Source organism: Sphingopyxis granuli NBRC 100800 (assembly GCF_001591045.1).
Taxonomy (GTDB): domain Bacteria; phylum Pseudomonadota; class Alphaproteobacteria; order Sphingomonadales; family Sphingomonadaceae; genus Sphingopyxis; species Sphingopyxis granuli.
Genome location: NZ_BCUA01000127.1, coordinates 1 through 7,581, shown reverse-complemented (window position 1 = coordinate 7,581; position 7,581 = coordinate 1). Strand labels below are relative to the sequence as shown.

7 protein-coding genes are annotated in these 7,581 nt (G+C 70.5%); all 7 read right to left on the bottom strand.

Annotated features, from left to right (window positions below):
- Positions 1-41: 41 nt before the first annotated feature.
- Genes gspI through SGR02S_RS18245 form a run of 7 tightly spaced genes read right to left on the bottom strand, consistent with a single transcriptional unit; the run spans position 42 to position 7,241 of the window.
- The gene (gene gspI, locus SGR02S_RS18275) at positions 42-503 is read right to left on the bottom strand and encodes a type II secretion system minor pseudopilin GspI (RefSeq protein WP_255211522.1); all 462 of its coding nucleotides are present in this window, start codon (positions 501-503) and stop codon (positions 42-44) included.
- Positions 493-984, bottom strand: coding sequence for a GspH/FimT family pseudopilin (locus SGR02S_RS18270; protein WP_067113419.1), 492 nt, complete (start codon positions 982-984; stop codon positions 493-495). The genes gspI and SGR02S_RS18270 overlap by 11 nt, the downstream gene beginning before the upstream one ends.
- Positions 959-1,441, bottom strand: coding sequence for a type II secretion system major pseudopilin GspG (gspG, locus tag SGR02S_RS18265; RefSeq protein ID WP_067113426.1), 483 nt, complete (start codon positions 1,439-1,441; stop codon positions 959-961). The genes SGR02S_RS18270 and gspG overlap by 26 nt, the downstream gene beginning before the upstream one ends.
- 12 nt (positions 1,442-1,453) lie before the next feature.
- Positions 1,454-2,671 (bottom strand): type II secretion system inner membrane protein GspF, encoded by a 1,218-nt coding sequence (gspF, locus tag SGR02S_RS18260; protein WP_067113421.1) that lies wholly within the window; start codon positions 2,669-2,671, stop codon positions 1,454-1,456.
- Entirely contained in the window at positions 2,664-4,145 is a 1,482-nt protein-coding gene (gene gspE, locus SGR02S_RS18255) for a type II secretion system ATPase GspE (RefSeq protein ID WP_067113423.1), read from the bottom strand. The genes gspF and gspE overlap by 8 nt, the downstream gene beginning before the upstream one ends.
- 17 nt (positions 4,146-4,162) lie before the next feature.
- Entirely contained in the window at positions 4,163-6,367 is a 2,205-nt protein-coding gene (gene gspD / locus SGR02S_RS18250) for a type II secretion system secretin GspD (RefSeq protein WP_067113416.1), read from the bottom strand.
- Positions 6,368-6,371: 4 nt separating this feature from the next.
- Positions 6,372-7,241, bottom strand: coding sequence for a type II secretion system protein N (locus tag SGR02S_RS18245; RefSeq protein ID WP_067113413.1), 870 nt, complete (start codon positions 7,239-7,241; stop codon positions 6,372-6,374).
- Positions 7,242-7,581: the final 340 nt, after the last annotated feature.

Sequence of the window (7,581 nt, the reverse complement as noted above, 5' to 3'; positions counted from 1 at the left end):
ACGATGGGGCCGATTTAAGGCTCTATGCTCCAGACCCTTCCTCACCGCGACGACCTGACGATCGTCAGCGCCGCCTGACCGCGACCGCTTTCGGGGCGCACGATCAGGTCGATGCGCAGCAGACTATCGTCGGCGGTGCGCGCGACGCGCTGTTCGATGCGCCAGTTGCGGCCGGCGTTGGCAACGCCGACCGCGCTGGCGCCGATCGTCGGCGGCACGGAGTCGGTCCAGATTTCGACCGCGCGATTCTGCGCGACGATGCCCGCGACCGTCCGCTCGTCGAGGTCGCCCGCCGAGCGGACCGCATAGGCGTCGAGCCGCACCAGCGTCAGCGCCGCGATGCTGATGATGCTGAGCGCGACGAGCATCTCGAGCAAAGTGAAGCCGCGATCATCGGCCCTTGATCGCGCCCCGGCGGACGCCGGGGCCCAGAGCGGCGGCGAGCCGCGCTCGATGTCGTGGACCCCGGCTTTCGCCAGGGAATGGTTCCGCCTATTCGTCACGGCCGATCTCCCCCGTCGCCGAGACGCGGATCACCGCGCGCGCATCGCCGCTCGACAGCCGCAGCGCCTGCGGCGTCGGGCTGGTGCCGACGCGGTCGAAAAGGATGCGCGCGACCGCCTGTCCTTCCCCGGTCGCGAACGCTGTCCCGTGCGGCCAGTTCCGCCGCTCGAACCCGCGGCCGAGAAGCGGCTGCCACGCGCCGTCGACGCGGCGCGCGAAGCCATAGCCCGAGGGCGCGAAATCGACCGCGACGCTGCGCCCCTCGATCACCGCGACGTCGCGCGCGGCGGCAAGCCGCGCCGCGAGCCGGTCGGCCTCGCTGCGCAGCCCGCGCTCCTCACCGGGAATGGTGAGCACGACCGCGGTGGCGGCCAGTGCGAGGATCGCCAGCACCACCATCAGTTCGACGAGCGTGAATCCCCGATCGCCGGCGCCGCGAAGCCGTGCCGTGGCCTTAGCTGTCTCCGCGGATATCGGCATTTTCGTCGGTCCCGCCCGGCGCGCCGTCGGCGCCGAGCGACCAGACGTCGAACGCCTTTCCGTTCGCGGCGGGCGCCTGATAATTATAGGGCCGTCCCCACGGATCGCTCGGCAGCTTCTTGATATAGCCGCCGCGACGGTAGCGTTCGGGCTGGCCGAGCGAGGGCGGCGCGGTGACGAGCGCGTTCAGCCCGTCGCTGGTCGCCGGATAGGTGAGATTGTCGAGGCGATATTGTTCGAGCGCATTTTCCAACGTGGCGATATCGGCCTTTGCCTTGGTCACCATCGCCTTGTCCTGGCTCGGCAGCACGTTGATCATCACCACCGTCGCGAGCAGCCCGATGATGAAGATCACCACCATCAGTTCGGTCAGGGTGAAGCCGCGTTCGCCTTTGCGGCGGCGGCGCCGAACGGCGTGGCGCGAGGGATCGAGCATCAGGCGAAGGAAAAGCTGCATCAGCGACATCTATTATAGCCCCGCAAGGTTCTGCAACTGGAGGATCGGAAGCAGGATGGAGAGGATGATCAAGGCGACGCACGACCCCATAACGACAATTATGACAGGTTCGAGTAACGCCATCGACGCCGCCGTGAAGCGGTCGAACTCGCGCTCCAGATAATCGGCGGCGCGTTCGAGCATCGCCTCCAGCCGCCCCGCGCTTTCGCCGCTCGCGGTCATGTAGACGAGCAGCGGCGGGAACACCCCCGCATCGCGGAGTGCCGACGACAGGCTGCCGCCGGCGCGCACCTGATCGACGAGCCCCGCGGTCGCGGCGGCGAGCGCGGCGTTGCGAATCGTCGGCACCGTCAGCCGCAGCCCCTCGACCAGCGGCAGCCGGCTCGACACCATCGTCGCGAGGGTGCGCGCGAAGCGGGCGGCGTACAGGTCGCGCAGCAGCCGTCCGAGCAAAGGCAGACGCAGAAGCCGCGCATCGACCCGCGCCTTGAACGCCGGGCGGCGCATCGCCGTCGTCCAGCCGAAGGCGGCCGCGGCGAGCAGCAGCGCGATCAGCCACCACCAGCCCGCGAGGAAGCCCGAGATCGCGATCACCGCGCGGGTCAGGAAGGGAAGCTGCTGCCCGACGTCGGTGAACTGTTCGACGACGCGCGGGACGACGAAGATCATCAGCGCCGCGACGACCCCGACCGCGACGATGGCGAGCACGATCGGATAGGCGAGCGCCGCGATCAGCTTGCCGCGCACCTCGGCCTGGCGTTCGAGCAGGTCGGCGAGCCGCGCGAGGATCAGCGTCAGGCTGCCGGTCGTCTCCCCCGCCGCGACCATTGCGCGGTAAAGCGGCGGAAAGCTGCGCGGCTGGCGCGCCATCGCGTCGGCGAGGCGGCGACCTTCGAGCAGCCCGGCGTGGACGTCGCCGATCACCGCGCGCGCGCTTTCCGCTTCGCTCTGACGACCCAGCGTGCGCAGCGCCTCTTCGAGCGGCGCGACCTCGGCCAGCGTCGCCAGCTGGCGCGTGAACAGCGCGAGGTCCCTCGCGGTCAGGCGCTCGCGGCGCCGCGCGAGAAACAGCGAACGGCCGGCCGGCCGCGCCCCCGCCTCTTCCACCGCGACGATGTGGAAGCGGCGCGCGGTCAGGTCGGCGCGCGCGGCATCGTCGTTCGCGGCGCGCAGGCGCCCGCGGCGCTCGCGCCCGCGCGGGTCGATCGCCACATAGCGATAGTCAGGCATCGACATCCTCGCGCCGCGCGATGCGGATCGCCTCCTCGGGCGTGGTCAGCCCCTTCGCGACCATCGCGCGCGCCGCACTGGCGAGCGTCGGGGCTTTCAGGAAAGCATGCTTGGCAATCATCGTCTCGTCGCCGCCGGCGTAGATGAAGCGGCGGATCGTTTCGTCGACCCGGATCGCCTCGAACACGCCGATGCGGCCCTTGAAGCCGCTGTGGCCGCACGCCTCGCACCCTTTCGGGCGCCAGATCACCGTGCCGATGTCGAGCCCGAGCACCGCGGCGATGCCGTTGTCGGCCTGCACCGGCTCGCGGCAATGGTCGCAGAGCTTGCGGACCAGCCGCTGCGCCAGCACTGCGCGCAGCGTCGAGGCGAGCAGGAAGGGCTCGACCTTCAAATCCTTGAGGCGGGTGATCGCGCCCACCGCGTCGTTGGTGTGGACGGTCGACAGCACGAGGTGGCCGGTCAGCGACGCCTGCACCGCGATGTCGGCGGTCTCGCGGTCGCGGATTTCGCCGACCATCACGACGTCGGGGTCCTGGCGCAGGATCGCGCGCAGCCCCGCCGCGAAATCGAGCCCGACCTTCGGGTTCACCTGCGTCTGGCCGACGCCGTCGACGGCATATTCGACGGGGTCCTCGACGGTCAGGATATTCCGCTGCCCGTCGTTCAACTGCTTCAGCGCCGCATAGAGCGTCGTCGTCTTGCCCGACCCGGTGGGCCCGGTGACGAGGATGATGCCGTTCGGTTCGGCGAGCGCCTCGCGCAATATGCGGTCGGCCTCGCCCGTCAGGCCGAGGACGTCGAAGTCGATCCCCGCCGTGTCCTTGTCGAGGATGCGCATCACCACGCGCTCCCCGGCGCGGCTCGGCAGGGTCGAGACGCGCACGTCGACCGCCTTGCCCGCGAGCGTCAGCGCGATGCGCCCGTCCTGCGGCACCCGGCGCTCCGCGATGTCGAGGCGCGCCATCACCTTGATGCGGCTGACGACCACCGGCGCGACGTGCGGCGGCATGCGCAGATGCTCGCGCAGCACCCCGTCGGTGCGCATCCGCACGACGAGGCCGCTTTCATAGGGCTCGACATGGATGTCGCTGACCCCCTGCCGCACCGCTTCGGCGATGATCGCGTTGATCAGGCGGATCGCGGGGGCGTCGTCGGCGCTGTCGAGCAGGTCCTCGGCGCTCGGCAGGCCGCCCGCGATCAGGTCGATGTCGCCGCCTTCGAGCGACCCCGCCATCGCCGCGGCCGACGCGTCGACGGCATAATGATCGGACAGCAGGCGGTCGAAATCGGCAGGCGGCGCGGTGGCGATGCGCAGCGGCGCCGCGAGGTGGCGCCTGACCTCGATCAGCACCGCGGGATCGCTGCCCTCGCGCAGCGTCGCCAGCCACACACCGTCCTCGCCCGGCGCGATGACGACGCCGTGCGCGCGCGCGAAGCCATAGGGGATATCGACCGGCGCCGCAGGGGGCATGGCCGGTTCGGCGGCGTTCACCGATCCCCTCCCCCCGGCCGCGGCGCGTCCCCGACCGACGGCGGCACCTCGGTCGGCGTGACGGTGCCGTCGGCGCCGCGCAGCGCGGGAAGGTCGACCGGGCCGACGGTGGTGTCGGCGGCGGTCGGCGCGCTCGGCAGCGGCGGCACCGTGCCCAGATAGTCGCGCACCAGCGCATCGATCGCCGGCTCGGCATCGGGATTGCGGCGAAGCTGGGCATCGCGGATGAAGCCGTAGCGGCGCGCGGTGAGCGCGGCATTGTCCTCGCGGCTGCGCAGCACGGTCGGGCGGATGAACACCATCAGGTTGGTCTTGGCGCGGCTGCGGGTGCGCGACTTGAACAGCTCGCCGATCAGCGGAATGTCGCTGAGCAGCGGCACGCGCTCGATCGTCCGCCGCTCGTCGTCGTTGAGCAGGCCGCCGATCGCCAGTATCTGTCCGTCGTCGACGGTCAGCGTCGTTTCGAAATAGCGCTTGTTGAGGATCAGGTCGCTGTTGCGCGACGATACCGGGCCGGCGACGCTCGACACCTCCTGCCGCACGAACAGCTTGACCTCGCCCGCCGCGTTGACCTGCGGCGTGACCTCCAGCTTGATGCCGACCTCCTCGCGCTGGACGGTGCGGAAGGCGTTGTCGAAATTGTCGCTGAGCGCCTCGCCGGTGGTGATCGGCACCTCCTGCCCGACGAGGAATTTCGCCGCCTGATTGTCGAGCGTCACGATATGCGGCGTCGCCAGCAGGTTCGAACTCGTGTCCGACCGCACCGCGTTGATGATCGTGCCGAACACGGTATTCTTGCCGATATCCCCCGCGAAACCGCCGAAGCCGCCGGTCGCCTGGAGGATCGAGGCCGCCGCCGCTTCCTGCAGGCTGTTGCCCAGCGCGCTCGTCGTCTGGGTGACGGTGGTGGTGCCGTTGACCGTCGTCGTTTCCTGGGTCAGCCGGTTGGCCGCATAGGCGCCGCCGATCGTCAGGATGTTCGGCACCGCATTGCTGTAATTGGTCGCGGCGAACGGGATATTCTTGCCGCCGAGCAGGAACTGGACGCCGAGCCGCTTCGCCGCATCGTCGCCGATCTCGACCACCACCGCCTCGACCAGCACCTGCTCGCGCCGTGCGTCGAGCTGGCGGATCAGTTCGCCGAGCATGCGCTGCACGTCGGAATTGGCGGCGACGATGATCGCGTTCGCGCCTTCGTAGCGGGTGACGATCGCGGGTCCGCGCGTCGCGATGCTGCCGCCCGATCCGCCGACGCTGGCGGACGCGGCGGCCGGCGCCGCGGCGGGCGCGGCCCCACCCTCGCCCGCCGATCCGAAGGAGGAGGATGCAGGGGGAAGCCCCGCCTTCTGCGCCGGGTCGCTGCCGCCACCGACAAGCTGCTGCAAGGTCGGAAGCAGCGTCTCGGCATTCGCATGTTCGAGCCAATAGACGCGCAATTCGGTGCCGCCCGCCGCCTTCTGGTCGAGGTCGCGCGCCATCTGGACGAAGCGCGCGACCATCGCCTGGTCGCCGCGCAGCGCGATGGCGTTGCTGCTGTCGATGGGGACGACCGCGAGCGGCGCCTGAGCCCCCTCCCCGGCCGCGGGCACCAGCGCCTGCAGGGCCGCGGCGATCTCTCGCGCGCCGGCATTCTTCAGCGACACGATCTCGCTGGTCGAGCTGTCGCGGTCGATGCTGGCGGCGAGCGCGCGGATGCGGCGGATATTGTCGGCAAAATCGGCGACGACGAGGCTGTTGGCGTTGCGGTTCGCGGTCAGCGACCCCTGCGCGCTGACCAGCGGGCGCAGCGTTTCGACCGCCGCGACCGCATCGATGTGGCGCAGGCGGATGATCTCGGTCACGAACTGGTTCTGCGCCGCGCGGTCGCTGCCGATGCGACCGGGCTGCGCCGCGGCGCCGTCGATCGGCTGGATGCGGTAGCTGCCGTTCGGGCCCGGCACCGCGACCAGCCCGTTCGAGCGCAGGGTGGCGAGGAATATCTCGAAATATTCGCTGCGCGACAGCGGCCGGTCGGTGACGACCGACACCTTTCCGTTGACGCGCCCGTCGATGACGAAGGTGCGCCCGGTGATGCGCGCCGCGTCCTGGATGAAGGCGCGGATGTCGGCGTCGCGGACGTTGAGTGTATATTGGGCCGACGCGGGGGCCGGTGCGGCGGAAACGAGCGCGACGGCCAGCATCAGGGAAAGTTTGAAGCGCATGAACCTACGGCTTTGACAGGAAGAGGGCGATGGGGACGACGCTCGCGCCGCGCTCGACCTCGAGCGACAGGCGCGCGCCCGGCGTGAGCTGGCCCGCGAGCGCGGCGGCGTCGCCCGCGGATGCGATCGGCCGGCCGCCGACCGATCGGATGACGTCGCCGGGGCGCAAGCCCGCGGCGCGGAAGGCGGTGCCGTCGCCCTGCGGCTGAACGACGAGGCCGGTGATGCGTCCGCCCTCGCTGCGCGGCGCGAAGGCGACCCCCGCCTTCAACGCGGCGGGCGAGAGTTCGCCGCCGGCGGCGGGAGTCGCAGGCTCAGGGGTCGGCGCGGGAAGCGGCGATGCGGGACTGGCGACCGGCGCCTCGCCGCTCTGGTCGAGGAAGAGACTTTCGCGCGCACCATCTCGGTCGAGCACGACATGGTCGAAGGCGACGCCCGCGAGCGTCACCCCCGGTGCGATCTCGTCGCCGACCGCATAGCTCGCCTGCACGCCGTCCTCGCCCGCGATGATCGCCGAGCCGCCGCCGGTCGCCTCGTTGATATTGACGCCGTGGAGGGTCAGCCCGAGCGCGGTGACGGTCGCGCTCGCCGGTCCCTGCGCCGCGGTGCGGAAGAAGGGATCGAAGCCCGCGAACAGCGCGCGCCGTTCGGCGGGCGACGCGATCGCCGCGGTCTGCGGCTGCCACGCGCCGAGCGGCGCCAGCGGCACGATCAGCGCCCACAGCAGGCGCACGGCCTGCAGCACGAGCAGCGCGCCGAGCAGGCCGACGAGCAGCGTCGGCGCCAGCGCGCGCGGCGAACGCCGGCTGCCGCGCAGCCACGCGGGAAACGCGCGCGGCAGCCGCAAGGCCGATCCGGGCATCACCATCGCCATGAAATCCCTTTGTCCCCCCGAGGCTGAATCTGCGGCACGCGAATCGCCCTAGGGCCGATCGGTGACAATCAGTTGACGGGAAGATTACAGTTTTTTGTCAGTGGAGCGAGTCCGAGGGTGAATGCCCTTCCGTGAAGAGCAAGGCAGTCGCATTGCTATGGCATGATGCCGTCAAGGGACCGTTACCCGCGAGCGGCGCAGCCGCGCGGCAATCCAGAGCAGGCGGTAACCGCCCTGGATTGCTTCGCTCCGCTCGCAATTACGCAAAAAGGGGGTCGATCCGAAGTCATCGGAATCTACGGCCTGTGGGGATTCGGGGTTCGGCGTGCTGCCCCATCCG

Excerpts from the sequence above, each read along its gene's own strand:
- SGR02S_RS18270 (WP_067113419.1), bottom strand. The coding sequence starts at position 984 with ATGCCGATATCCGCGGAGACAGCTAAGGCCACGGCACGGCTTCGCGGC.
- gspG (WP_067113426.1), bottom strand. The coding sequence starts at position 1,441 with ATGCAGCTTTTCCTTCGCCTGATGCTCGATCCCTCGCGCCACGCCGTT.
- gspF (WP_067113421.1), bottom strand. The coding sequence starts at position 2,671 with ATGCCTGACTATCGCTATGTGGCGATCGACCCGCGCGGGCGCGAGCGC.
- gspE (WP_067113423.1), bottom strand. The coding sequence starts at position 4,145 with ATGCCCCCTGCGGCGCCGGTCGATATCCCCTATGGCTTCGCGCGCGCG.
- gspD (WP_067113416.1), bottom strand. The coding sequence starts at position 6,367 with ATGCGCTTCAAACTTTCCCTGATGCTGGCCGTCGCGCTCGTTTCCGCC.
- SGR02S_RS18245 (WP_067113413.1), bottom strand. The coding sequence starts at position 7,241 with ATGGCGATGGTGATGCCCGGATCGGCCTTGCGGCTGCCGCGCGCGTTT.